The sequence below is a fragment of the Cryobacterium sp. AP23 genome (assembly GCF_054075385.1).
Genome location: NZ_CM133415.1, coordinates 728,384 through 751,881 on the forward strand (window position 1 = coordinate 728,384; position 23,498 = coordinate 751,881).

The window sequence follows — 23,498 nt, forward strand, 5'->3', positions numbered from 1 at the left end:
GCCGCCCGGTAATGGGGGCGGAAACCGTGGACCGGGTGGGATGACCTCGGTTAGGGGCGGGAGTCGGTTGTGCTTGTGGCGTCGACGTCGCGTGATTCAACGGGTTCAGCAGCCTCATTGCCGTGATCCTCGAGCTCGGAATCGGTTTCACCAGATTCTACCTCAGGGTCGACCGGCTTCCACTCGCGTCCCGGCAGGTACGGGCTGAGTTCGACGCCGGTGTGGCGTCGGCTCTGCACAATGATGATGACCAGGCCGAGGACGACGGCGAACAGGGCGGCCCACACGTTGGTGCGCAGGCCCAGGAAGATCTCGCTCGGGTCGACCCGGATCGTCTCGAAGACGCTGCGGCCGGCGCCGTACCAGATCAGGTAGGAACCGAACGCGGTGCCCCAGCGCAGGCGGAAACGGCGCTCGAGGATCAGGATGACGGCGACGCCGAGGAGGTTCCAGACGATCTCGTAGAGGAAGATCGGGTGGAACAGGGTGCCGGCGGGGAGGCCGACGGGCCAGGCCGCGTTGGCGGTTTCGATCTCGAGGCCCCAGGGCAGGGTGGTCGGCACGCCGAACAGCTCGTGATTGAACCAGTTGCCGAGGCGGCCCATGGCCTGGGCCAGGAGCATCGCGGGGGCCAGCGCATCCGCGAAGGACCAGAACCGGATGCCGGCGCGGCGGCAGCCGATGTACGCGCCGACGGCGCCACCGAGGAGGGCGCCGAAGATGGCGATGCCGCCGTTCCAGACCGCGAAGACCTCCCAAAGGTTCTTCCCGGCGCCGAAGTAGTCATCCGGGTGGGTCAGCACGTGGAAGATGCGCGCCCCGACGATGCCCAAAGGCACCGCCCAGAGGATGATGTCCAGCACCACTCCCGGTTCGCCGCCGCGCTTGGTCAGCCGGCGGCTGGTGACGGCGGTGGCGAGGAAGATGCCGATCAGGATGCAGATCGCATAGGCGTGGATGCGGAACGGACCCAGGTCGAAGAAGCTCCACTCCGGGCTCGGAATGCTCAAGGGAAACGACACCACAACAACCTTTCATCGTGACGCGAGCGTCACTCACGAGCCGGTCGGTCGACCGCCTCGGACAATTTACCCTATTGGGTGACGACTAGATGGCCGCGCGGATATCGCGGGCACCGGCGGCGAGCTCGGCCGCGAGGGTCGCGACGGCGTCGACTCCCCCGTCGGAGAGCGCCTTGACCAGCGCTGACCCGACGATAGCGCCGTCGGCGTACTGCAGGACCTCGCGCACCTGGGCGGGCGTGGAGATGCCCAGGCCCACGCAGGCGCTGGTGGAGCCGGCCTCGCGCAGCCGGGTGACGAGCACCCGGGCGGCGGAGTCGACGTCGCTCCTGGCGCCGGTGATGCCCATGGTGGAGACGGCGTAGACGAAGCCGCGGCTCCGGGTGACGGCCTGCACCAGGCGCTCGTCCGAGGAGGACGGGGCGGCGAGGAACACCCGGTCGAGGCCGGCCCGTTCGCTCGCGGCCAGCCAGGCGCCGGCGTCGTCGGGGATGAGGTCGGGAGTGATCAGCCCGGCTCCCCCGGCGGCGGCGAGGTCGTCGGCGAACCGGTCGACGCCGTACTGCAGCACCGGGTTCCAGTAGGTCATGATCAGCACGGGCGTGTCGACCTGCGCGGTGATCGCGGCGACGGCCTCGAAACCGTGGCGCAGGCGGAAGCCGTTGGCCAGGGCCTGCTGGGTGGCGGCCTGGATGACCGGGCCGTCCATGACCGGGTCGGAGTACGGCAGGCCGAGCTCGATGATGTCGACGCCGCTCTTCGCGATCGCGACGGCAGCGTCGACGCTCTCGGTCAAGGTGGGGAACCCGACGGGCAGGTAGCCGATCAGGGCGCCGCCGCCGGCCGCGCGGCGGGCCGCGATCGTGGTCTCGACGGTGCTGACGGTCTTGCCGGTGGTGTGGCCGGTGGTGCTCGTGTTCACAGCTGCTGCGCTCCAGCGTCGAGTAGGTCGAAGTAGCGGCCGGCGGTTTCCATGTCCTTGTCGCCGCGACCGGAGAGGTTGACGAGGATGATCGAATCCGGGCCCAGCTGCTTGCCGAGTTCAAGGGTGCCGGCCAGGGCGTGCGCCGACTCGATGGCGGGGATGATGCCCTCGGTGCGGCTGAGCAGCCGGAGCGCGTCCATGGCTTCGGCATCCGTGACCGGCAGGTAGGTGGCCCGGCCGATGCTGGCGAGCCAGGCGTGCTCCGGGCCGACGCCCGGGTAGTCCAGGCCTGCGGAGATGGAGTGGGATTCGACCGTCTGTCCGTCCTCGTCCTGCAGCATCATGCTGCGGGCGCCGTGCAGGACACCGGGCCGTCCCTTGGTGAGGGTGGCGGCGTGTCGCAGCCCCTCGATGCCTTCTCCGCCGGCCTCGTAGCCGTAGAGCGCGACCTCGGGGTCGTCGAGGAAGGCGTGGAAGATGCCCATGGCGTTGGAGCCGCCGCCGACGCAGGCGGTCACGGCGTCGGGCAGCCGGCCGGTGAGGTCGAGCACCTGCTGCCGGGCCTCTTCGCCGATGATCTTCTGGAAATCGCGCACCATCGCCGGGAACGGGTGCGGGCCGGCGACGGTGCCGAAAACGTAGTTGGTGGTCTCCACGTTGGTCACCCAGTCGCGCATGGCGTCGTTGATGGCGTCCTTGAGGGTGCGGGAGCCGGTCTTCACCGACACGACCTCGGCGCCGAGCAGGCGCATCCGGGCGACGTTGAGCGCCTGGCGTTCGGTGTCGACCTCGCCCATGTAGACGACGCAGTCCAGCCCGAACAAGGCGGCCGCAGTCGCCGTGGCCACGCCGTGCTGGCCGGCTCCGGTCTCGGCGATGACGCGCTTCTTGCCGATGCGCTTGGTGAGCAGCACCTGGCCGAGCACGTTGTTGATCTTGTGCGAACCGGTGTGGTTGAGGTCTTCACGCTTGAGGATGATGCGTGCGCCGCCGCCGTGTGCGGCGAACCGGGGCACCTCGGTGATCAGCGACGGCCGGCCGGTGTAGCTGCGGTGCAGCTCGGTCAGCTCGGCCGCGAAAGCCGGGTCGGCCTTGGCGAGGGCGTATTCGGCGGAGAGCTCGTCGAGCGCGGCCACCAGGGACTCCGGCACGAACCGGCCGCCGAAGTCGCCGAAGTAGGGGCCGCTTTGGGCGCGGAGTGAATTGGTGCCGAGGGACTCTGTTCCAGTAGACATTTAAACCGCCAAGAATTCGGTGAGGGTGAGAATGGGGTCGCTGGTGACCAGCGCTTCTCCGACCAGCACGACGTCGGCACCGGCGGACCGGTAGTGGGCGACGTCGGCCGCGCTCTTGACCGCTGACTCGGCCACCCGCACGACGCCGGACGGGATCCGGTCGGCGAGGCTGGCGAAGAGGTTCTGGTCGAGTTCGAAGGTGCTGAGGTTCCTGGCGTTCACGCCGACGAGGTTGGCGCCGACGTCGAGCGCCCGGTCCACCTCATCAGCGCTGTGGGTTTCCACAAGCGGGGTCATGCCCAGCTCGAGAACAAGGCTGTGCAGCGACGCGAGCGTCGCCTGGTCGAGCGCGGCGACGATCAGGAGCACGAGGTCTGCACCGGCGGCGCGGGCCTCGAGCACCTGGTAGGCGTTGCCGATGAAATCCTTGCGCAGCACCGGGATCGACACCGCGGCCCTGACCTGCTCGAGGTCGTCGAGCGAGCCGAGGAAGCGGCGGCCCTCGGTGAGGACGCTGATCGCGCTGGCCCCGCCGAATTCGTAGGACACGGCCAGTGCGGCGGGGTCGGTGATGTCGGCGAGTGGCCCGCGGGACGGGCTGGCGCGCTTGACCTCGGCGATGATCTTCACCTGGTCGGCGGGCGCGAGCGCGTGCAGGGCGTCCAGCGCCGGTACCTGGGCCAGCGCGTCAGCTTCGAGCGCCGCGTGCGGCCTCTCCAGCCGACGGGATTCGGCGTCGGCGAGCGAGCCGGCGAACAGTTCTGCTAGTAGGTCGCTGGTCACGTAGTCAGTGACTTCCGTCGACCGAGGCCGCGCCGTAGCCGGCCCTGGCCATGACCCAGCCGGCGGCGAGGCCGAGCAACAGCAGGATCGCGGAGGCCCAGACGAGCCAGACGACCTCGAAGAAGAAGGCGACGGTGCCGATGGCGAACGCGATCAGCATGATGGTGACTGCGGTCCAGGCCGCCGTCGAATGGCCGTGGCCGGGGTCTGCCGACTCGAAGCTCATGGTTCTCCTAAGGTCAATGGGCGTGCGGGTCAAGTCTATCTTGTCGGGGCGTTGCCCCGACTCAGGCGGGCTCAGTCAGGCGGTGGGGTCGTCGCCCCTGGTGAGCCCGTCCCAGTCGTCGACGGCGTCGCGCGGACGGGTCTGGCCGGTGGCGGCATCCGTCACCGGTTCGAACCGGGTGGTGTCGTACCGTTTTGTCGGTCCCGGCCAGCGCTTGGCCGTGATGCAGATCAGGAGGCCGACGAGGAACATCAGCACACCGGCGGCCAGGGCCAGGAACGGCCAGAAGGTCAGCGCGGCCTGGCTCACCGCCGCCCGGGTGGAGTCGGAGCCGGCGATGCCGGTTGCGGTGGTGACCGCTGCCGCGCTCGCGCCGACCGGGTCGAACACGACCAGCGCCGCGGACAGGATGACGCTGACCCCCAGGAGCATCTCGAGCAGGCCCAGGATGATGCGGATCACGACGCCGGCGATGGTCAGCGCCCCGGCCAGCGCGAGGCCGGCCAACGCCAGGGCGGTCAGGCCGGGGGCGGCGATGCTGCCGGTCACGTCGAGCACCTGCTGGGTGGTGCCGTCGGCGGCGAGCCGCACGGTCACCCAAACCTGGGTCCAGGCCAGCAGAGCGATGCCGCTGGCCAGGATCACGGCCAGGACCAGCAGCGGCTTGATCCGACGGGAGGACACTCAGTACACCCTGGTCATGGAGTTGGCCACGGCGACGGCGCGGAGCGGTGCGGCGGCCTTGTTCTGCGACTCCTGGTACTCGCTCGCGGGGTCGGAGTCGGCGACGAGGCCGCCGCCGGCCTGCACGTGCGCCACGCCGTTCATGATCGTGGCGGTGCGGATGGCGATGGCGAGGTCGGCGTCACCGGCGAAACCGAAGTACCCCACGACGCCGCCGTAGACGCCGCGCTGGGTCGGTTCGAGGTCGTCGATGATCTGCAGGGCACGCGGCTTCGGAGCCCCGGACAGCGTGCCGGCCGGGAAGGTGGCCTTGAAGACGTCGATCGCGGTCATCTCGGGCAGCAGGTCGCCTTCGACCGAGGAAACCAGGTGCATGATGTGGCTGAACCGTTCGATGCGCATGAACTCCGTCACCTCCACCGAGCCGGCGCGGCAGACCTTGAGCAGGTCGTTGCGGGCCAGGTCGACGAGCATGAGGTGTTCGGCGCGTTCCTTGGGGTCGCCGGCCAACTCGGTCTCGAAGTCGGCGTCGGCCTCAGGGGTCGCCCCACGCGGCTTCGAGCCGGCGATGGGGTGGGTGAAGACGCGGGTGTCGGCCACCTTCACCAGGGCCTCCGGGGAGGATCCGACGATCCAGTACGGCTCACCGGCGGTGGATTCGAGGCTGAGCAGGTACATGTACGGGCTGGGGTTGAGGCTGCGCAGCACCCGGTAGACATCGATGGCGTCGGCGTGGCAGTCCTGGTCGAAGCGCTGCGAGATGACGACCTGGAACACGTCGCCGTCGACGATGTGCTGCTTGGAGGTCTGTACGGCGGCCAGGAAGTCGTCGCGTTCGGTGCGATGCTCCGGAGACGCCGGGGCGGCCAGGTCGACCTCGGACACGAACGCCTCGGCCGGCTGGGTGAGCCGGGTCTGCAAGGAATCCAGGCGGGCCTGGGCGGCGGGCCAGAGCGCATCCGTGGCGTCGACGCCGTCGTTGAGCACGTTCACGATCAGCTGTACGGTGCCCAGCTTGTGGTCGATCACGACGAGGTCGGCCACGAAGCTGAACGCCTGCCCCGGCACGTCGTAGTCCGCCGGCGGCCGGTTGGGCAGCCGTTCGATCTGGCGGATGGCCTCCCAGCCGATGAACCCGACCAGGCCGCCGGTCAACGGCGGGTGCTCGGCCAGCCGGGGCGTCTGCCAGCGCTGGTACAGGTAACCGAGGGCCTCGAGCGGCGGCAGGTCCGCGGCGCCGCCGAAGGCACGCTCGGCGGAGACGCCGTAATCGATCCAGGCGGTGTCGTCCCCGGTCTGGGTGAGGACGCCGAAGGAGGAGACCCCGACGAACGAGAACCGGGACCAGATCCCGCCCTGTTCGGCGGATTCGAGCAGGAAGCTGCCGGGCTTGCCCCCGGCCAGCTTGCGGTAGATGCCGACAGGGGTCTCGCCGTCCGCGAAAAGCTCGCGGATGACCGGGATCACCCGGTGCTCGGCGAGCAGGTCGCTGAACTGGGCGGGCGTGGTGGAGCCGGCGCTCATCGCGCGCCCTCGGGGATCACGCCGGTGACATCGATGCCGCGACCGTCGAAGCAGGTGCGGGTGCCGGTGTGGCAGGCCGCGCCGATCTGTTCGACCTGCACGACGAGGGTGTCGGCGTCACAGTCCAGGGCGGCGGAGCGCACGAACTGGGCGTGCCCGGAGGTGTCGCCCTTCCGCCAGTATTCCTGCCGGCTGCGCGACCAGAACGTGACCCGGCCCTCGGTGAGGGTGCGGCGGAGCGCCTCGCGGTCCATCCAGCCCAGCATGAGTACCTCGTGGGTGTCCCACTGCTGGATCACGGCGGGCAGCAGCCCGTCGGGCGAGAAGAGAGCAGAGTCCAGAGCGGCGTCGACGTTCATCGGCGCACCACCATTCCGGCGTCGGCAAGCTCACGCTTGACGTCGCCAATCGTCAGGTCTCCACTGTGGAAGACGGAGGCGGCCAGCACGGCGTCGGCACCCGCCGTGATCGCCGGTGGGAAGTGTTCGACCCGGCCCGCTCCCCCGGAGGCGATCACCGGGACGCTACTGAGCTCGCGCATGATCGTGATCAGCTCGAGGTCGAAACCGGCCTTGGTGCCGTCGGCGTCGATGCTGTTCACCAGCAGCTCGCCGGCACCCAGCTCGATCGCCTGGCGTGCCCAGGCGAGGGCGTCCAGGTCGGTCTCGGTGCGGCCGCCGTGCGTGGTGACCACGAACCCGGATGCGGTGCGCTGGCTGCGCTTGACGTCCAGCGAGAGCACGAGCACCTGGGCGCCGTACCGGTCGGCGATCTCGGAGATGAGCGCGGGCCGCAGGATCGCGGCGCTGTTCACGCCCACCTTGTCGGCGCCGGAGGCCTGCAGCCGGGACACGTCGTCGACGCTGCGGATGCCGCCGCCGACGGTGAGCGGGATGAAGACCTGTTCCGCGGTGGCGCGCACCACGTCGTAGGTGGTCGACCGGTCATCCACCGTGGCCGTGACGTCGAGGAAGGTCAGTTCGTCGGCGCCCTGCTCGTAGTAGCGCTTGGCCAGCTCGACCGGGTCGCCGGCGTCGCGCAGGTTCTGGAAGTTGACTCCCTTGACGACACGGCCGTTGGCCACGTCGAGGCACGGGATCACTCTGACGGCGAGGCTCATGGGTTGATCGCTTCCTGGGGTCTTTCCTCGATTATGCCGGGGTCCGCTCAGAGTCGGGCGTTGTGGATGGAGGTGACGAGGATGGCGCGGGCGCCGAGCTCATACAGGTGGTCCATCACCCGGTTGGTATCGACGCGCGGGATCATCACGCGGACGGCCACCCAGTTCGGGTCGCGCAGCGACGAGATCGTGGGCGACTCGATGCCGGACGCGGCCTGGCAGGCGGCGTCGAGGTTGTCCACGTGCACGTCATAGTCCACGAGCACGTACTGGCGGGCGACGAGAACACCCTGCAGCCGGCGGAGCAGCGTGTTGATGCCCGGGTTCTCGTTCTCGGAGGTGATCAGCACAGCGGTGGACTCGAGGATGACCGGGCCGAAGATCTGCAGGCCGGCCTTGCGCAGGGTGGAGCCGGTGGAGACGACGTCGGCGACGGCATCCGCCACGCCCAGCTGCACGGCCGACTCGACGGCGCCGTCGAGGGTGACGAGGTCGACGGTGACGCCGTGGCCGGCGAGGAAGGTGCCGACGAGGCCGGGGTAGCTGGTGGCGACTCGCAAGGACTGGAGGTCGGCGAGGTCGGTGAACCGGCCGGCCGGGCCGGCGAAGCGGAAGGTGGAGTCGCCGAAGTCGAGGCTGGCGATCTCGGCGGCACTCGAGCGGGAGTCCAGGAGCAGGTCGCGGCCGGTGATGCCGACGTCGAGGGCGCCGCTGCCGACGTAGGTGGCGATGTCACGGGGACGCAGGTAGAAGAACTCGACGTCGTTGTGCGGGTCGGCGACGACCAGGTCGCGCGGGTCGCGGCGGCCGTTATAGCCGGCCTCGCTCAGCATCTGGGCGGCGGTCTCGGCGAGCGAACCCTTATTGGGCACGGCAATTCTTAACATGTCAATCTTTCCGAAGGTTGGGGGTGGATTTCACAAGGGGGGAACGACATCAAAGATGTCGGTACACGTCCTCCGGGGAAAGCCCCTTCGCCACCATCATTACCTGCAGGTGATAGATCAGCTGCGAAATCTCTTCCGCGGTTTCGGTGTCGCTCTGGTACTCGGCGGCCATCCAGACCTCGGCGGCTTCCTCGACGATCTTCTTGCCGATCGCGTGGATGCCGGCGTCGAGTTCGCGGACGGTTCCAGAGCCTTCCGGCCGGTCTACGGCCTTCCGGCTCAGCTCAGCGAACAGGTCGTCGAAAGTTTTCACCTGTACAGGCTACCGGTCCGGACGGCTCCCGGAGCGCGGGCGGGGCGCTTGCGGGTGCCGTGCGGGCGTTAGTGGGCGTGGGAGTGCAGCGTCGCGGCCGCGCGCAGCCGCGCGATCGCGCCGGCCGGGTCGCCGTTGAAGACGCTCGAGCCGGCGACGAATGTGTTGGCGCCGGCTTTCGCGGCCTGTTCGATGGTGTCCTCGGTGATGCCGCCGTCCACCTGCAGCCAGACGTCGAGGCCGCGCTCGCGCACGGCGTCGGAAAGCAGGGCGACTTTGGGCATGGTCGAGGCCATGAAGCTCTGGCCGCCGAAGCCCGGCTCCACGGTCATCACCAGGACCTGGTCGAACTCTTCGAGCAGCTCAAGGTAGGGCTCGACCGGGGTGCCGGGTTTGAGCGCGATGCCGGCCCGTGCACCGATCGCGCGCAGCCGCCGGGCCAGACCGACGGCATCCGTGGCAGCTTCGGCGTGGAACGTGACCGAGTAGGCGCCGGCCTCGGCGTAGGCGGGGGCCCAGCGGTCGGGGTCCTCGATCATCAAGTGGATGTCCAGCGGGATCGGCGACACCTGCAGCAGCCGCTCCACGACGGGCAGGCCCAGGGTGAGGTTCGGCACGAAATGGTTGTCCATAACGTCGACGTGGGCGAGGTCCGCGGTGCTGATGCGGCCGAACTCCCGCTCCAGGTTGGCGAAGTCGGCGGCGAGAATGCTCGGGTTGATCCGGGTAACCATGCTTTCACCCTACCGAATGGCCACCGGCCGGCCGGCCGGTCGGTCGGCAGTCGGCAGTCGCTCAGTCGGCCTGGCGCTGCAGCAGGGTGATGAACATGGCGTCGGTGCCGTGGCGGTGCGGCCACAGCTGTACGCTGCCCGGGTCGCCGGCCAGGTCGAGCGGATGCACGGCCAGGTCCTGGAGCACTGCCGCGGTGTCCAGCGGTGTCACCTTGTCGCCCCAGGCCTTGCGGGCCGTCGCCACGATTCCCCGGGTCTCCGCGACGTGCGGTGAACAGGTGACGTAGGCGAGGATGCCGCCGGGCTTCAGCGCGCCGAGGGCGGCGTGGATCAGGGCCGACTGCAGGTCGGAGAGCTCGGCGACGTCCTTGGGTAGCTTCCGCCAGCGCGCCTCGGGGCGGCGGCGCAAGGCGCCGAGGCCGGTGCACGGGGCGTCGAGCAGGATCCGGTCGAAGACCTCCGGTTGGTCCTCGCCCACCCAGGTGCCGTCCATTTCCCAGACCGGGACATCCGCGGGCACTGCCGCGAGGGCGGCTCGCACCAGCTGGGCCCTGGCGGGCACTACCTCGTTGGCCACCAGTGTGGCGCCGCCGTTGAGGGCCTCGGCGGCCAGGAGCGCGGCCTTGCCGCCGGGGCCGGCGCAGAGGTCGAGCCAACGCTCGCCCTCCACGATCGGCCGGGCGCGGCTGAGTGCGAGGGCGGCCAGCTGGGAGCCCTCGTCCTGCACCCGCAGGCGCCCGTCGCTTTCCTTCATCAGGTGGTGCGGGTCTCCCCCGGCCAGCACGAAGCCGGTGGGCGAGAAGTCGTTGGCGTCGCCCAGCTCTGCGGTGGCCTCGGCGAGTCCCGGCAGCGCCACCATGTTCACCCGTGGGGCGGCGTTGTCGGCGGCGAGGAGCTCCTCGAGCTCGTTCTCGCGGCCCTCCTGCTTGAGCGACTGCCGGAACGCGCGCACTACCCAGACCGGGTGGGAGTACAGGGCGGCGAGGGCGTCGTCGGGGGTAGTGGTGTCGGCGAGGATGCGTTCACGCCACTCGTCGGCACTGACCCGGGCGATGGCCCGCAGCACGCCGTTGGTGAAACCGGTCGCCGAGCGGGAGCCGACCTGGCGGGCCAGCTCCACGGATTCGTTCACGGCGGCGTGGGTGGCGACTCTGGTGGCCAGCAGCTGGTGTGCGCCGAGGCGGAGCACGTCGAGGATGGCCGGGTCGATGGCGCTGACCGGCCGCCCCGCGGCCTCGGCGATGACCCGGTCGTAGAAGCCCTGCATGCGCAGGGTGCCGTAGGTGAGCTCGGTGGCCAGCGCGGCATCCGCCGTGTTGAGGGCGGCGCGCTGGATGCGGGTGGGTAGCAGCAGGTTGGCGTAGGCGTCGGACTCGCGGACGGCCGCGATCACCTCGTAGGCCACCCGGCGGGCCGGCTGCACCACGTAGGTCGGCCGACTGTCGGCCCGGGCGCCTTGGCGGGGCGCGCGCGACCGGCCGGCACTGTTTCGATCAGCACTGTTTCGATCAGCACCGTTCTGACCGGCACCGTTCTGACGAGCACCGTTCTGACGAGCACCGCTGTCGCCTGCGCCGCTCATGATGCGATCACCTCGGTTGCTGCCACTCCGCGCCACCAGTCGATTGCTTTCATTGGGGTTTTTCCTGCCGGTTGTACGTTGACGAGTTCGAGCGGCTCCGTGCCGGTGCCGATCAGAACCCGTTTGTCGATTTCGTTGATGCGGCCGGGCGCGAGGCGGGGTTGGCCGTGTGCGGGGGCCACATCGTGGAGCTTGAGGCGTGCGCCGCCGATTTCCGTGAACGCACCGGGCTCCGGGGTGACTCCGCGGATGATCGCGTGGATGCGGTCGGCGGCCAGCGTCCAGTTGACCCTGGCGTCCTCGAGGGTGAGCTTGGGGGCGAGGGTGACCTCGCCGGACTGTTCCACGGCCTGGCTGGTGCCGTCGGCGAGGTCGTCGACCACTCCGCGCAACAGCTCGGCGCCGGTTCGGCTGAGGGCATCGAGCAGGGTGCCCGCGGTGGCGTGCCGGCCGATCGGGGTGGTGAGTTGTGCGAACACTGCGCCCGCGTCGAGTTCGGCGACGAGCTGGAACACGGCAGCGCCGGTTTCCGTGTCGCCGGCCATGATGGCGCGTTGCACAGGGGCGGCGCCGCGCCAGCGCGGAAGCAGCGAGAAGTGCAGGTTGATCCAGCCCAGCCGGGGCGCCGACAGCAGAGGTTCCCGCACCAGGCCGCCGTAGGCGACGATGACACCGAGGTCGGCGTCCAGTGCCGTGATCGACTCGGTGGCGGCGGCGTCGAGCCGGTTGGCCTTGATGACGGGCAGTCCCAGTTCGGTGGCGGCGGCCGCGACCGGCGACGGGGTGAGCACGCGCTTCCGGCCGAGGGCGGCGTCGGAGCGGGTCACGACGGCCGCGATCTCATGGCCGGAGGCGGCCAGCAGGGTCAGGCTGGGCACGGCGACCTGCGGGGTCCCGGCGAAGACGAGTTTCATTTACAGCAGCTCCGGGTCGTCGAATCGTACTCTGAGTGTAGGTGCAGGGCGGAATGCGGCGCCCTTGGGCTTGCGGCGGCTGGCCGCGTTCCGCACGATCGCGGCCTTGAGCGTGCGGGCGACTTCATCGCCGGCCGGGTAGCCGAAGCGCACGATGGCGCGAACCAGCGGCGGTCCGGATGGCCGTCCGGCGGGATCGGTTCGACCTGCGCCGCCCGGACCTGGGCCGCCCGGACCTGGGCCGCCCGCACCGGCGCCGCCGGGCTCGTACGGGACCGGGCCCAGCACGTCCAGGCCCGGCAGGTCGGCGAGCGACTCGATGGCGGTCTCGACCTCCACGCTGGTTCCGGTGACCGAGGCCACCCGCACGGCCGGCGGGAAGCGCAGCTGCCGGCGGTCGGCGAGTTCGGCGGCGGCGTATGGGCCGGGCTGCCAGGTGTTCAGGGCGTGGGCGAGGGCGCCGCCCACCCCGGCGAGCATCACGGATGCGCCGGGCCCGGCCAGCGCCGCGGCGTTGGCCCACCAGCGCAGGCAGTCCTCCCCCACCCGCAGGGACTCGCGGGCGAGCATCCGTTCGCCGTCGAGCAGCAGGATCGCGCTGTAGCCGTTGCGGGGTATCGGTTCGGCGCCGCGGGTGGCGATCACCAGGGCCGGCTCGGGTCCGATGGTCTGCACGGTGTGCTCGCCGTCGGCGACGATCACCCGGGAGCCCGGGAAGGCGCGGCCGAGCTCTTCGGCGGTGCGCCCGGTGCCCACGGTCACCACCCGCAACTGGCTGGCCTCGCAGTGGGAGCAGCGCCAGCCGGCGGCGAGGTGGCCGCACCAGCGGCAGGCCGGGGTGGCGTTGGCGGCGGACTGCGCCAGCGGGCCCTGACAGTTCGTGCACCGGGCGGACTGGCCGCAGGAGCGGCAGGCCAGCATCGGGGCGTAGCCGGGACTCGCGACCTGCACCAGCACCGGCCCGGTGCGCACGGCCTCCTTCGCGGCCAGCCAGGCGGCCGACGGGATGCGCGCTGCCCTGGCCTGGGCGTCGGGTTCGGATTGGAAGGTGGTGGGGATCACCCGCGGATGGCTGTCCCTGGTGGGGTGCACGGCGCGCAGCCAGCCGATCTCGATCAGGCGTTCGACCTCGACGCTGCGGGAATGGCCGATGAACACGAGCGCGCAGTCGGCGGCTTCCCGGCGGATCAGCGCGGCGTCGCGGGCGTGCACGTAGGGGCTGAGCTGTTCGCCGTAGAGGGGGTCGCCGTCATCCCAGATCACGATCAGGCCGAGGTTGTGGGCGGGCGCGTAGACGGCCGACCGGTTGCCGACGATGATGCGCGGCTTGCCCTCCAGCAGGGTGAGGAAGCCCCGGTAGCGGTCGGGGTTGGCCTGCCGGGCATCCACCCGGACGACGTCGTCCGCGGGCGCCAGCATCAGCAGGGCGGCCTGAAGCTGGTCCTGGTCGCGGAAATCGGGCGTCACGAGAATGCTGCTCGAGCCGCGCCGCAGGGCGGACACGGCGAGCTCGGCCATGGTGATCGCCCAGGTGCCGACGGTGCTGCCGTTGTCGGCCTTGGGTTTTGCGGCCGGGCCGGCATCCGGGGCCGGTGTGGGGACCGATTCGGGAGCCGGGCCGGATAGCCGGACCAGGCTGGGCACGGCGGCGATGCAGACTCGCAAGCGTTCGGCCACGATGGTGCCGAGGGTCTCGGGTGGGTACTCGGCGAAGCCCGGTTCGGCCAGGTCGGGCGCGGCCAGGCCTGGCTTGGGCAGGCCGGGCTTGGGCAGGGCAGTAGCAGCCGGTGCCGGTGCCGTGCCCGTGTCGGCTTCCCGGGCCGCGAGCCAGGCCTTCTCCACCCGCACGGCGCGTGGCGGCACGGCCAGGCGGATGATGTCGCTCGCGTTGCCGGCCGCCCTGTCGGCCAGGCGACGGGCCAGCTGCCAGACCGGTGCGGTGAGCACGGGCACGGCCGAGACGATCGAGTCCACCGGGCTGAGCTTGCCGCTGTATCCGGTGTCCGGGCCGGCGCCGACACCGTCGAGGGTCGCGGCAGCACCTGTCGACTCGGCACCGGTAGCCACCCGGCCGTCGGCCTCCTGCGCGGGGTCGATGAGGTCGATGATGTAACCGTCGGCCACCCGATTCGCCGAGCGCAGCGGCACCCGCACCCGCACGCCGGGCTGCGCGAGGTGCGCGAGCTCGTCGGGGATGGCGTAGTCGAAGAGATGGTCGAGCTGCGGCAGGGGTGAGTCGATCAGCACCCGTGCGGTCAGGCCGGTGCGAGTCATCTGCGGCCGCTCAGTCTGTGAGTCTCGGGCGTCAGAGTCCGGCTGCGCTTCTCAGGTCGTCGACTCGGTCGAGTCGCTCCCAGGTGAAGTCGGGCAGCTCGCGGCCGAAGTGGCCGTACGCCGCGGTCTGGGCGTAGATCGGGCGGAGCAGGTCGAGGTCGTGGATGATCGCGGCGGGGCGCAGGTCGAACACCTCGCGGATGGCCGCGGTGATGTCCTTCTCCGGCAGCGCGCCGGTGCCGAAGGTCTCCACGTACAGTCCGACGGGAGATGCGGTGCCGATGGCGTAGGCCACCTGGATCTCGAGGCGTTCGGCCAGGCCGGCCGCGACGGCGTTCTTGGCGACCCAGCGCATGGCGTACGCGCCGGAGCGGTCGACCTTGGACGGGTCCTTGCCGCTGAACGCGCCGCCGCCGTGCCTGCTGGATCCGCCGTAGGTGTCGATGATGATCTTGCGGCCGGTGAGGCCGGCGTCGCCCTGCGGGCCGCCGATTTCGAACCGGCCGGTGGGGTTGACCAGGGTGCGCAGGCTGCTGGCGTCGAGGTCGACGCGCTCCAGGACCGGCTTGATCACGAGTTCGGCGATCTCGGCGCGGAGCTGCTCGGTTCGCACGGACGGCGAATGCTGGGTGGAGAGCACGACGGTCTCGACGGTGCGGGGAATGATGCCGTCGTAGCCGATGGTGACCTGGGTCTTGCCGTCGGGCCGGAGGTAGCTGAGCTCACCGGACTTGCGCACCTCGGCGAGGCGCTCGGCCATGCGGTGCGCGATCCAGATCGGGATCGGCATGAGCTCAGGGGTCTCGCGGGTGGCGTAACCGAACATGATGCCTTGATCGCCGGCGCCCTGGCGGTCGTAGTCGTCGAGGCTGTCCTGTTCGCGGCTCTCGTAGGCGTCGTCGACGCCCTGGGCGATGTCGGGCGACTGTCCACCGATGGAGATCTCGACCCCGCAGGAGCGGCCGTCGAACCAGACGTCGGAGGAGTCGTACCCGATGTCGGTGATGCACTTGCGCACGATCGACGGGATCTCGACGTACCCGGCCGTGGTGACCTCACCGGCGACGTGCACGAGGCCCGTGGTGACGAGGGTCTCGACGGCGACCCGGCTGTGCGGGTCCTCGGTGAGGAGTGCGTCGAGGATGGTGTCGGAGATCTGGTCGCAGATCTTGTCCGGGTGGCCTTCGGTGACCGACTCCGAGGTGAAGAGGCGAAGATCGCTCATCGGGGCTCGTCTCAATTCTTGTGGTAAATGTGCTGCGGTTGAGTGTTGTGCTGTTTTCTGTCGTGCGCGTGACAGGCAGAAGTGGCTTACTGCGAGCCGTTGTTCAGTTCGACGATGCTGTCGAGAATTTCCAGTTCGACGATGCTGTCGAGAATACGGTGGGCCACCGACAGCTTCGTGCCGGAGGCCTCCATCACTATATCTCCGGCGCTGTCGAGGACCTCGATCGCGTTACGTTCGGTGGCGAAACCCTGGGTCCAGCCCACCCGGTTGAGCACCAGGAGGTCGCAGCCCTTGCGCTGGATCTTGGTGCGGCCGAGCTCCCGGCGACTGGCGTCGTCCGGTTCGGTTTCGGCGGCGAAGCCCACGATCACCTGGTCGGGGCGCCGTTCCTGCACCAGGCCGGCGAGCACGTCCGGGTTGCGGACGAGCTCGAGGGAGAGCGTGTCCCCCGCGACGTCCTTCTTGATCTTGTCCGCCTGCACCTCCGCCGGGCGGTAGTCCGCGACCGCTGCGGCCATGATGACGATGTCGGCGGTGGCGGCGTTGGTGCGCATCGCCAGCTCCAGGTCGAGGGTGCTGCTGACGCCCTCCACGCTCACGCCGGGTGGAACGGGCACCTCGAGGTGCGCGGCGACCAGGGTGACGGTGGCGCCGCGGGCAAGGGCGGCCTCGGCGAGGGCGACGCCCTGGCGTCCGCTGGAGCGGTTGCCGAGGAACCGCACCGGGTCGAGGGGTTCGCGGGTGCCACCGGCGCTGATGAGCACGTGCCGGCCGGCGAGGTCCTGCGCCACACCCGTCGAGCCGATGTGGGCGGCCAGGGCGGCCAACGCCGCCTCCACGATGGTGTCGGGCTCTTCCATCCGGCCCGGTCCGGAGTCGGCACCGGTCAACCGGCCGATTCCGGGGCCCACGATGGTGACGCCGCGTTCCCGGAGGGTCTGGATGTTGGCCACGGTGGCGGGGTTGTTCCACATCTCGGTATGCATGGCCGGCGCGATCACGAGCGGGGCGGTGCTGGCGAGGATGGTGTTGCCGAGCAGGTCATCGGCCAGGCCAAGGGCGATCTTGGCGATGCTGTTGGCGGTGGCCGGGGCGATGACGATGAGGTCGGCGGACTGGCCGATGGCCACGTGACGCACCTCGGCGACCCCTTCATAGAGGTCGGTGTGCACGGGGTTCCGCGAGATGGCCTCGAGGGTGGGTTTGCCGACGAAGCGCAGCGCAGCCGCCGTGGCGACCACGTGCACGTCGTCCCCGAGCAACACAAAAGCGCGCACGACGTTGACGGCCTTATAGGCAGCGATGCCGCCGGTTATCCCGACGACGATCGTGCGACCAGTCGACATCCTGCGCGCCTACGTGAACAGCGAAAGTCGAGCTACTCGACGATGGGCTTCGAGGTGAGCTTGTCCTCGTTGATTTCGCGCAGTGCCACGGAGAGCGGCTTGTCGTCGACGGTGGAGTCGACGAGCGGGCCGACGTTGTCGAACAGGCTGCCTTCGTGCAGGTCGGCGTAGTAGTCGTTGATCTGGCGGGCGCGCTTGGACGCGAAGATCACCAGGGCGTACTTGGAATCGACCTTGGTCAGCAGGTCGTCGATGGGCGGGTCAATGATGCCAGTGGGCTTGTTGGGCACGCTGTCACACTCCTTCATGCAGTTCAAGCAAAATGTACGGGCTGCGCGGTGTCACGCTGAGGGCTTCCGTGGCCGGAAACCGCTGCGTTTGCCACGATGATGCGCCTATTCGACGCGAGGAATTCAAGAACGGCGGGCGCTACGACGGCGTCGCTGTCTTGCGAATCTGCATCAAGTCTACGACTTCTTCGGCGGCTTCGGCCACGTCGGTGTTCACAACACGGTAATCGAACTCGCCCTGAGCGGCCAATTCGAGCTTCGCGGTCTCCAGCCGACGGGCCTGTTCAGCCGAATCTTCGGTGCCGCGGCCGATCAGGCGGCGCACCAATTCGTCCCAGCTGGGCGGCAGCAGGAACACCAGGCGGGCCTCCGGCATTGCCCGGCGCACGGCGCGGGCACCCTGGATGTCGATCTCCAGCAGCACGCTGTTGCCGTCGGCGATTGCGGCGTCGACCGGGCCGCGCGGGGTGCCGTAGCGGTAGGCGTTGTGCACGGTGGCGTACTCGAGGAGCTCGCCGGCTTCGATCATGCGGTCGAACTCGGCGTCGTCCACGAAGAAGTAGCTGACGCCTTCGACCTCGCCGGCGCGGGGCGCCCTGGTGGTGGCGGAGACCGACAGGTGAACCTCGGGGTGGTGTTCGCGGATGTAACCGGCGACGGTGCCCTTGCCGACGGCGGTGGGACCGGCGAGCACGACGAGCCGGGAATCCGGGGCGCCGCGGCGGGCGGTGGGCCGGGCGGCGAGGAAGTCGCGCAGCCGGTCGCGCTGGTGCTTGCCGAGGCCGCCCAGGCGCTTGGACGGCGAGATCTCGAGCCGGGTCATGATGCGCTGCATCTTGGTTACGCCGATCGCCGGGATGCTCACAAGCAGTTCGGTGACGCGCAGCCTGCCCTCGACACCATTGGGGTCCTTGACGGCGGCGGCGAGCACGTCGAGCGACGTGCGCTCACCGGCGGCGACCTGGGCCTTGACGGCGGCGCGGGCTCGTCTGGCCGCTACGGCGGCGCGGGAGGCCGCGACACGGTCGACATCGGGTGGGGTAGGGCGATTGTCAGCCACGGGTCGCTCCAGCTTCAGTTACTCGGCGTGTTATCTCATCGGCTACGTGGTCTGGACCTGCTGACAACACGCTGCGCGATTCACTCACGATAACGCCTTGAGCGTATCCGCCAAACAAAGTCGTCAGATCGGTGGGATTGGCGCCCTGGTGGCCGAAGCCCGGGGCGAGGACCGGGGTGACCACGGCGGTGGCCGGGGCGTGGATGTCGATGCCGAAATCGACGAGGGCGACGGTGGCGCCGAGCACGACGCCGACCGAGCCGACCGAGCCGGCAGGAAGCGTCTGGGCGTTGATGTCGGCGACCTGGCTGAGCACCGAAGCGGCCACGGTCTGGCCGGCCTGCGCTCCCCCGGCAAGCACCGCCTGCTGCAGTGCGGCGGCTTCAGGGTTGGACGTGGCCGCCAGCAGGAAGAGTCCCTTGTGGTGTTCGGCAGCCAGGGCGATGGTGCTGGCCAGCGACCCCACACCCATATACGGGTTGAGGGTGATGGCGTCGGCCTCCAGCGCGGAATCCGGGCTGAGCCAGGCCTGGCCGTAGGCCTCGACGCTGGTGCCAAGGTCGCCGCGCTTGACGTCCGCGATGACCAGCAGCCCGGCCGCGCGCGCATCGGCGAGCACCCGTTCCAGCGCAGCGTACCCGGCGGAGCCGAACCGTTCGTAAAACGCCACCTGCGGCTTGACGATGCCCGCACGGCCGGCAGCGGCCTCGACCACCCGGCGGCCGAAGCTCTCAGCTCCGGCTGCCGTGTCGGGAAGTCCCCAGTCGGTGAGCAGCCAGGCGTGCGGGTCGATGCCGACGCAGAGCCGGCCGAACCGGTCGAACGCGCCCTGGAGGCGTTCGCCGAAGGATGCGGTCGTCACGACCGGTTCGGCTGGGCTGACAGCGCCGGCGTGGGTCACAGCGCCGCCGCCCGTTTCGTCGCGTACTCCTGCAGGCTGGTGACCTCGAAGCCGGTGCGGATCGAGTCGATCGATCCGACAGCGGCGGAGAGCTCTGCGATGGTGGTGAACAGGGGCAGGTCGCCCGCCACTGCGGCGGCGCGGATCTCGTAACCATCCGCCCTGGCGGTGCGCCCGTTGGGGGTGTTGATCACGATCTGCACCTCCTCGCGTCGGATCAGGTCAACGACGGTGTCCACGGACTCATCGGCCTTTTCACTGAACTTTGCCACCACTGTGGCCCCGATTCCGTTCCGCTGCAAAACTTCGGCGGTTCCTTCGGTGGCCATGATCGTGTAGCCCAGCTGCTGCAGGCGCAGCATCGGCAGGATCACGGCCCGCTTGTCGCGGTCGGAGACCGAGACGAAGACGGTGCCGGTGAGCGGGATTCCGCCGTAGGCGGCGAGCTGGCTCTTGGCGAAGGCCCGCGGGAAGTCGCGGTCGATGCCCATGACCTCGCCGGTGGAGCGCATCTCCGGGCCGAGCACGGAGTCGACGATCAGGCCCTCCTGGGTGCGGAACCGGTTGAACGGCAGCACGGCCTCCTTGACGGCGACCGGGGAGTCCATCGGCACGCGGGAACCGTCGATCAGCGGCAGCTGGCCGCTGGCCTTGAGCTCGGCGATGGTGGTCCCCACCATGATCAGCGACGCCGCCTTGGCCAGCGTGATGCCGAGCGCCTTGGCGACGAACGGCACGGTGCGGGAAGCGCGCGGGTTGGCTTCGAGCACGTAGAGCACGCCGGCGCCGATGGCGAACTGCACGTTGAGCAGGCCGCGCACGCCGATGCCCTTGGCGATCGCCAGGGTCGCGTCGCGCACCCGGTCGATCTCGGCGCGGCCGAGGGTGACCGGCGGGAGGGTGCAGCTGGAGTCACCGGAATGCACGCCGGCTTCTTCGATGTGCTCCATCACGCCGCCGATGTACAGCTCGTGGCCGTCGTAGATGGCGTCGACGTCGATTTCGATGGCGTCGTCGAGGAACCGGTCCACCAGCAGCGGGTGCGACGGGCCGATGATGCCCTGGCCCTGCATGCGGGTGAAGTAGTCGGCCAGGCTGGCGCTGTCGTAAATGATCTCCATGCCGCGGCCGCCGAGCACGTAGCTGGGGCGTACGAGCACCGGGTAGCCGATTTCTTCGGCCACAACGACGGCGCCGCTGTAGTCGGTCGCGACGCCGTTGCGCGGGGCGAGCAGGCCGGCGTCGGCGAGGATGCCGCTGAACAGGCCGCGTTCCTCGGCCAGGTCGATCGCGGTGGGCGAGGTGCCCAGGATCGGGATGCCCTCGGCCTCGAGGCCCTTGGCCAGGCCAAGGGCGGTCTGGCCGCCGAGCTGCACGACCACGCCGACGAGCTCGCCGCTCTGGCTTTCGGCGTGGATGATCTCCAGCACGTCTTCCAGGGTGAGCGGTTCGAAGTACAGCCGGTCGCTGGTGTCGTAGTCGGTCGAGACCGTCTCCGGGTTGCAGTTGATCATGATGGTCTCGTAGCCGGCGTCGGAGAGGGCGAACGAGGCGTGCACGCAGGAGTAGTCGAACTCGACGCCCTGGCCGATGCGGTTCGGGCCGGAGCCGAGGATGACGACCTTGCGGCGGTCGCTGGGGACCACCTCGGTCTCCTGGTCGTAGCTCGAGTAGTGGTACGGGGTGAGGGCGGGGAACTCGCCGGCGCAGGTGTCGACGGTCTTGAAGACCGGGCGCACGCCGAGGATGTGCCGGACCTTGCGCACATCCGCTTCGCCGAAGCCGCGGAGCTCGCCGATCTGGGCGTCGGAGAAGCCGTGGTCCTTCGCGGTGCGGAGGATCTCGGTGTCGAGGGTGTCCGAGGCGGCGACGGCGTCGGCGATCTCGTTGATGAGCACGATCTGGTCGAGGAACCACGGGTCGATCTTGGTGGCCTCGAAGAGCTGCTCGATGGTGGCGCCCTTGCGGAGCGCCTGCTGCACGGTGACGATGCGGCCGTCGGTGGGGACCTCGGCGACGGCGAGGAGTTCCTCGATCGACCGGGTCTCGGTGCCCCAGTGGAAGGAGGAGCCGCGCTTCTCGAGCGAGCGGAGCGCCTTCTGCAGGGCGGAGGCGTAGTTGCGGCCGATGGCCATGGCCTCGCCGACGGACTTCATGGTGGTGGTCAGGCGCGCGTCGGCCTTGGGGAACTTCTCGAACGCGAACCGGGGCACCTTGACGACGACGTAGTCGAGCGTGGGTTCGAAGCTGGCCGGGGTGACGCCGGTAATGTCGTTCGGGATCTCGTCGAGGCGGTAACCGAGGGCCAGCTTCGCGGCGATCTTGGCGATCGGGAAGCCGGTGGCCTTACTGGCCAGCGCCGACGAGCGGGAGACCCGCGGGTTCATCTCGATCACGATGATGCGGCCGTTGGCCGGGTCGATGGCGAACTGGATGTTGCAGCCACCGGTGTCGACGCCGACGGCGCGGATGATGTCGATGCCGATGTCGCGCAGCTTCTGGTACTCACGGTCGGTGAGGGTGAGCGCGGGGGCGACCGTGATGGAGTCGCCGGTGTGCACGCCGACCGGGTCGACGTTCTCGATCGAGCAGACGACCACCGTGTTGTCGGCGGTGTCGCGCATCATCTCGAGCTCGTATTCCTTCCAGCCGAGGATGGACTCCTCCAGGAGCACCTCGGTGGTGGGGCTCTGGTGCAGGCCGTCGCCGACGATGCGGCGGAGCTCGGCCTCGGTGTACGCGAAGCCGGAGCCGAGGCCGCCCATGGTGAAGGACGGGCGCACGACGAGCGGGTAGCCGAGGTCCTCGGCGAAGCCGACGGCCTCTTCGACGGTGTGGGCGATGTAGGACTTGGCCACATCCGCGCCGGCGTCGAGCACCAGCTGCTTGAAGATCTGGCGGTCCTCACCCTTCTGGATGGCCTCGAACTTGGCGCCGATGAGCTCGACGTTGTACTTGGTGAGGATGCCGCGCTCGTGCAGGGCGATGGCCGCGTTGAGGGCCGTCTGGCCGCCCAGGGTCGGCAGGATCGCGTCCGGGCGTTCCTTGGCGATGATGGTCTCGAGGATCTCCGGGGTGATCGGCTCGATGTACGTCGCGTCGGCGAAGTCGGGGTCGGTCATGATGGTGGCCGGGTTGGAGTTGACCAGGATGACCCGGACGCCCTCCTCGCGGAGGACCCGGCAGGCCTGGGTGCCCGAGTAGTCGAACTCGCAGGCCTGGCCGATGACGATCGGGCCGCTTCCGATGACGAGGACGCTGTTGATATCGTCGCGCTTGGGCATTACTTGGCGTCTCCTGCTCCGGCGGCCGCGTGCGCGACCACCACATCCCTGAACCTGTCGAAAAGATAGTTGGCGTCGTGCGGGCCGGCCGCGGACTCCGGGTGGTACTGCACCGAGAAGGCCGGGATGTCCAGGCAACGGATACCCTCGACGACCTGGTCGTTGAGGCTGTAGTGGCTCACCTCGACCTTGCCGAACCCGGTCTTGGACTCGTGCACGCCCTCGATGGGCATGTCGACGGCGAAGCCGTGGTTCTGCGAGGTGATCTCCACCCGGCCGGTGGCCTTGTCGAGCACCGGCTGGTTGATGCCGCGGTGGCCGAACGGCAGCTTGTAGGTGCCGAAACCGAGGGCCCGGCCCAGCAGCTGGTTGCCGAAGCAGATGCCGAAGTACGGCACATTGGCGCGCAGCACCTCCTGCAGCAGGGTGACGTGGGCGTCGCTCGCGGCGGGGTCGCCGGGGCCGTTGGAGAAGAACAGGGCGGACGGATTCAGCGAGAGCACGTGCTCCGCCGTGACCGACTGCGGCAGCACGAAGACCTCGAAGCCGCGTTCGGCGAGGTAGTTGAGGGTGGAGGTCTTCACGCCGAGGTCGAGCACCGCGACCGAGCCGATGCGCTCGCCCTTGGCCGGCAGCGAGTACGGCTCGACGGTGGAGACGTCGTCGGAGAGGTTGCGGCCGCGCATGCTGGCTCCGCCGCGCACGAGTTCGAGCTGCTCGCTCTCGGAGATGTCGTAGCGGTCGCCGGAGAAGATGCCGCTGCGCATGGCGCCGAGCGAGCGGATGTGCCGGGTGATGGCGCGGGTGTCGATGCCGCTGATGCCCACGATGTCGTGGGATTCGAGGTCGGCGTCGAGGGTGCGCTGCGAGCGGAAGTTCGACGGCACGCGGGCGGGCTCGCGAACGACGAAGCCGGCGACCCAGATGCGGGACGATTCCATGTCCTCGTCGTTCGCGCCGGTGTTGCCGATGTGCGGAGCGGTCATCAGCACGATCTGGCCGGCGTAGGACGGGTCGGTCAGGGTTTCCTGGTAACCGGTCATGCCGGTGGCGAAGACGATCTCGCCGAGGGTCTGGCCCTGGCTGCCGTAGGCACGCCCGACGTAGCGGGTGCCGTCTTCGAGGACGAGCACGGCCGGGGCCGGTGTGGATGTTGGGTAGCTCAC

At 69.6% G+C, this 23,498-nt stretch carries 22 protein-coding genes; all 22 read right to left on the minus strand.

Annotated features, from left to right (window positions below; genetic code table 11):
* Positions 1–50: 50 nt before the first annotated feature.
* On the minus strand, positions 51–1,025 hold the full coding sequence (gene lgt, locus ACU5E9_RS03320) for a prolipoprotein diacylglyceryl transferase (protein WP_456812216.1): 975 nt from the start codon (positions 1,023–1,025) through the stop codon (positions 51–53).
* Positions 1,026–1,107: 82 nt separating this feature from the next.
* A complete protein-coding gene (gene trpA / locus ACU5E9_RS03325) occupies positions 1,108–1,944 on the minus strand; it encodes a tryptophan synthase subunit alpha (protein WP_456812217.1) in 837 nt (278 codons plus the stop codon).
* Positions 1,941–3,182, minus strand: a complete 1,242-nt coding sequence (gene trpB / locus ACU5E9_RS03330) for a tryptophan synthase subunit beta (RefSeq protein WP_456812218.1) — start codon at positions 3,180–3,182, stop codon at positions 1,941–1,943. The genes trpA and trpB overlap by 4 nt, the downstream gene beginning before the upstream one ends.
* Positions 3,183–3,965, minus strand: coding sequence for an indole-3-glycerol phosphate synthase TrpC (gene trpC / locus ACU5E9_RS03335; RefSeq protein WP_456812219.1), 783 nt, complete (start codon positions 3,963–3,965; stop codon positions 3,183–3,185). It lies immediately after the preceding gene.
* A 4-nt stretch (positions 3,966–3,969) separates the two neighbouring features.
* On the minus strand, positions 3,970–4,191 hold the full coding sequence (locus tag ACU5E9_RS03340; protein WP_456812220.1) for a DUF6704 family protein: 222 nt from the start codon (positions 4,189–4,191) through the stop codon (positions 3,970–3,972).
* Between the two features lie 75 nt (positions 4,192–4,266).
* Entirely contained in the window at positions 4,267–4,875 is a 609-nt protein-coding gene (locus ACU5E9_RS03345; RefSeq protein WP_456812221.1) for a Trp biosynthesis-associated membrane protein, read from the minus strand.
* Positions 4,876–6,399 carry an anthranilate synthase component I gene (locus ACU5E9_RS03350; RefSeq protein WP_456812222.1) on the minus strand — a complete coding sequence of 508 codons (1,524 nt, stop codon included), beginning with the start codon at positions 6,397–6,399 and terminating at the stop codon, positions 4,876–4,878. It lies immediately after the preceding gene.
* Positions 6,396–6,758 carry a phosphoribosyl-AMP cyclohydrolase gene (gene hisI / locus ACU5E9_RS03355; protein WP_456812223.1) on the minus strand — a complete coding sequence of 121 codons (363 nt, stop codon included), beginning with the start codon at positions 6,756–6,758 and terminating at the stop codon, positions 6,396–6,398. Before hisI ends, ACU5E9_RS03350 begins: the two co-directional genes overlap by 4 nt.
* The gene (gene hisF / locus ACU5E9_RS03360) at positions 6,755–7,519 is read right to left on the minus strand and encodes an imidazole glycerol phosphate synthase subunit HisF (RefSeq protein WP_456812224.1); all 765 of its coding nucleotides are present in this window, start codon (positions 7,517–7,519) and stop codon (positions 6,755–6,757) included. Before hisF ends, hisI begins: the two co-directional genes overlap by 4 nt.
* Before the next feature lie 47 nt (positions 7,520–7,566).
* Positions 7,567–8,406, minus strand: a complete 840-nt coding sequence (gene hisG, locus ACU5E9_RS03365) for an ATP phosphoribosyltransferase (RefSeq protein ID WP_456812225.1) — start codon at positions 8,404–8,406, stop codon at positions 7,567–7,569.
* A gap of 49 nt (positions 8,407–8,455) precedes the next feature.
* Positions 8,456–8,719, minus strand: a complete 264-nt coding sequence (locus ACU5E9_RS03370) for a phosphoribosyl-ATP diphosphatase (protein WP_110127366.1) — start codon at positions 8,717–8,719, stop codon at positions 8,456–8,458.
* 68 nt (positions 8,720–8,787) lie between these two features.
* Positions 8,788–9,453 (minus strand): ribulose-phosphate 3-epimerase, encoded by a 666-nt coding sequence (gene rpe, locus ACU5E9_RS03375; RefSeq protein ID WP_456812226.1) that lies wholly within the window; start codon positions 9,451–9,453, stop codon positions 8,788–8,790.
* A 61-nt stretch (positions 9,454–9,514) separates the two neighbouring features.
* Positions 9,515–11,035, minus strand: a complete 1,521-nt coding sequence (locus ACU5E9_RS03380; protein WP_456812227.1) for an RsmB/NOP family class I SAM-dependent RNA methyltransferase — start codon at positions 11,033–11,035, stop codon at positions 9,515–9,517.
* Positions 11,032–11,949, minus strand: a complete 918-nt coding sequence (gene fmt / locus ACU5E9_RS03385; RefSeq protein WP_456812228.1) for a methionyl-tRNA formyltransferase — start codon at positions 11,947–11,949, stop codon at positions 11,032–11,034. The genes ACU5E9_RS03380 and fmt overlap by 4 nt, the downstream gene beginning before the upstream one ends.
* Entirely contained in the window at positions 11,950–14,223 is a 2,274-nt protein-coding gene (locus tag ACU5E9_RS03390) for a primosomal protein N' family DNA-binding protein (protein ID WP_456812229.1), read from the minus strand. It abuts the gene before it with no gap.
* Between the two features lie 31 nt (positions 14,224–14,254).
* Positions 14,255–15,448 carry a methionine adenosyltransferase gene (gene metK, locus ACU5E9_RS03395; RefSeq protein WP_456812230.1) on the minus strand — a complete coding sequence of 398 codons (1,194 nt, stop codon included), beginning with the start codon at positions 15,446–15,448 and terminating at the stop codon, positions 14,255–14,257.
* Between the two features lie 86 nt (positions 15,449–15,534).
* Positions 15,535–16,797, minus strand: a complete 1,263-nt coding sequence (gene coaBC / locus ACU5E9_RS03400) for a bifunctional phosphopantothenoylcysteine decarboxylase/phosphopantothenate--cysteine ligase CoaBC (RefSeq protein ID WP_456812231.1) — start codon at positions 16,795–16,797, stop codon at positions 15,535–15,537.
* 32 nt (positions 16,798–16,829) lie between these two features.
* The gene (gene rpoZ / locus ACU5E9_RS03405) at positions 16,830–17,087 is read right to left on the minus strand and encodes a DNA-directed RNA polymerase subunit omega (RefSeq protein ID WP_066595628.1); all 258 of its coding nucleotides are present in this window, start codon (positions 17,085–17,087) and stop codon (positions 16,830–16,832) included.
* Positions 17,088–17,226: 139 nt separating this feature from the next.
* Positions 17,227–18,147, minus strand: a complete 921-nt coding sequence (gene gmk, locus ACU5E9_RS03410) for a guanylate kinase (RefSeq protein WP_456812232.1) — start codon at positions 18,145–18,147, stop codon at positions 17,227–17,229.
* On the minus strand, positions 18,140–19,009 hold the full coding sequence (pyrF, locus tag ACU5E9_RS03415; RefSeq protein WP_456812233.1) for an orotidine-5'-phosphate decarboxylase: 870 nt from the start codon (positions 19,007–19,009) through the stop codon (positions 18,140–18,142). Before pyrF ends, gmk begins: the two co-directional genes overlap by 8 nt.
* Positions 19,010–19,044: 35 nt before the next feature.
* Complete coding sequence (gene carB / locus ACU5E9_RS03420; protein ID WP_456812234.1) at positions 19,045–22,332, minus strand: carbamoyl-phosphate synthase large subunit; 3,288 nt, start codon at positions 22,330–22,332, stop codon at positions 19,045–19,047.
* Positions 22,332–23,498, minus strand: a complete 1,167-nt coding sequence (gene carA, locus ACU5E9_RS03425) for a glutamine-hydrolyzing carbamoyl-phosphate synthase small subunit (protein WP_456812235.1) — start codon at positions 23,496–23,498, stop codon at positions 22,332–22,334. The genes carB and carA overlap by 1 nt, the downstream gene beginning before the upstream one ends.

What these genes read in the sequence shown, in the direction of transcription:
- trpB (WP_456812218.1), bottom strand. Translation starts at nt 3,182, where the DNA reads ATGTCTACTGGAACAGAGTCCCTCGGCACCAATTCACTCCGCGCCCAA.
- ACU5E9_RS03340 (WP_456812220.1), bottom strand. Translation starts at nt 4,191, where the DNA reads ATGAGCTTCGAGTCGGCAGACCCCGGCCACGGCCATTCGACGGCGGCC.
- ACU5E9_RS03350 (WP_456812222.1), bottom strand. Translation starts at nt 6,399, where the DNA reads ATGAGCGCCGGCTCCACCACGCCCGCCCAGTTCAGCGACCTGCTCGCC.
- hisI (WP_456812223.1), bottom strand. Translation starts at nt 6,758, where the DNA reads ATGAACGTCGACGCCGCTCTGGACTCTGCTCTCTTCTCGCCCGACGGG.
- hisF (WP_456812224.1), bottom strand. Translation starts at nt 7,519, where the DNA reads ATGAGCCTCGCCGTCAGAGTGATCCCGTGCCTCGACGTGGCCAACGGC.
- hisG (WP_456812225.1), bottom strand. Translation starts at nt 8,406, where the DNA reads ATGTTAAGAATTGCCGTGCCCAATAAGGGTTCGCTCGCCGAGACCGCC.
- rpe (WP_456812226.1), bottom strand. Translation starts at nt 9,453, where the DNA reads ATGGTTACCCGGATCAACCCGAGCATTCTCGCCGCCGACTTCGCCAAC.
- ACU5E9_RS03380 (WP_456812227.1), bottom strand. Translation starts at nt 11,035, where the DNA reads ATGAGCGGCGCAGGCGACAGCGGTGCTCGTCAGAACGGTGCTCGTCAG.
- fmt (WP_456812228.1), bottom strand. Translation starts at nt 11,949, where the DNA reads ATGAAACTCGTCTTCGCCGGGACCCCGCAGGTCGCCGTGCCCAGCCTG.
- ACU5E9_RS03390 (WP_456812229.1), bottom strand. Translation starts at nt 14,223, where the DNA reads ATGACTCGCACCGGCCTGACCGCACGGGTGCTGATCGACTCACCCCTG.
- metK (WP_456812230.1), bottom strand. Translation starts at nt 15,448, where the DNA reads ATGAGCGATCTTCGCCTCTTCACCTCGGAGTCGGTCACCGAAGGCCAC.
- coaBC (WP_456812231.1), bottom strand. Translation starts at nt 16,797, where the DNA reads ATGTCGACTGGTCGCACGATCGTCGTCGGGATAACCGGCGGCATCGCT.
- carB (WP_456812234.1), bottom strand. Translation starts at nt 22,332, where the DNA reads ATGCCCAAGCGCGACGATATCAACAGCGTCCTCGTCATCGGAAGCGGC.